This is a genomic window from Kocuria subflava (assembly GCF_012163155.1).
In the GTDB taxonomy this organism is placed as follows: domain Bacteria; phylum Actinomycetota; class Actinomycetes; order Actinomycetales; family Micrococcaceae; genus Kocuria; species Kocuria subflava.
In genome coordinates, this window is record NZ_JAAVUN010000104.1 from 1 (window position 1) to 810 (window position 810).

The following is an 810-nucleotide window of genomic DNA, read 5'->3' on the forward strand; positions in this document are numbered from 1 at the left end:
GCGGCGCCCGGGGGCCCAAGACGGGGGTGCCCCCCGCGCGACTGCGCAGTACGCATCGAACGTTCCAGGATGTACTGGACACGCAACGCACCGATCCCCTGCGGGAGGAGATCAAATGGCTGGGTGAAATGCTCGGCGGTCCCCGCGATGCCGAGGTTCTCAAGGACCGTCTGGGTGAATCCTTGGAAGAGTTACCACCCGAGGCCATCCTCGGGCCCGTCCGCGAGCGACTCACAAACGAACTCGACGCACGACATGCTCAGGCCCACGCCGAGCTGTTGGAGGCTCTGGATTCCCGCCGTTACAGGGACCTGAGCGATGCCCTCCACGACCTGGTGGACCATCCGCCGTTTCTACCGGAAGCCAACCATGCTCGCCGGAAGACCCTGGCACCCTTGATGAAGGCTGCGACCCAACGTGTGACGCGCCGTTGGGACGCCGCACAGTGTGCACCTGAGATGCAACGAGCGGCCCTTGCCCACGAAGCCAGGAAGAAGGCGAAGGCCGCGCGTTACGCCTGGGAGGCTGTGGCTGACGTCTTTCCCGGCGGGAGCGATTCAGCTGAGGCATGGGAGGCCGTGACGGAGGTCCTTGGCACCGCCCAGGACTCCGTGGTGGCGAGGGAACGTCTGACGGAGCTGGCCCATGTCGCCGAGAAGTCGGGTGAGCAAACCTTCACGTACGGTGTGCTTTATGCCCGCGAGCTGACCCACCAGGGTGACGCGCACGAGAGCGCTGACGCCGCGATTGTGGCGGCCGTCAAGGCTTCACAGACCGCAACGGGGCGCTAGAACGGCGCCCGCCTCCAGA

At 65.9% G+C, this 810-nt stretch carries 1 protein-coding gene; it reads left to right on the plus strand.

Annotated elements, in window-relative coordinates; genetic code table 11:
* The coding region (locus GTW58_RS13200; RefSeq protein ID WP_209436583.1) for a CHAD domain-containing protein at positions 1-791 on the plus strand (791 nt) is incomplete at its 5' end.
* Between the last annotated feature and the right edge of the window lie 19 nt (positions 792-810).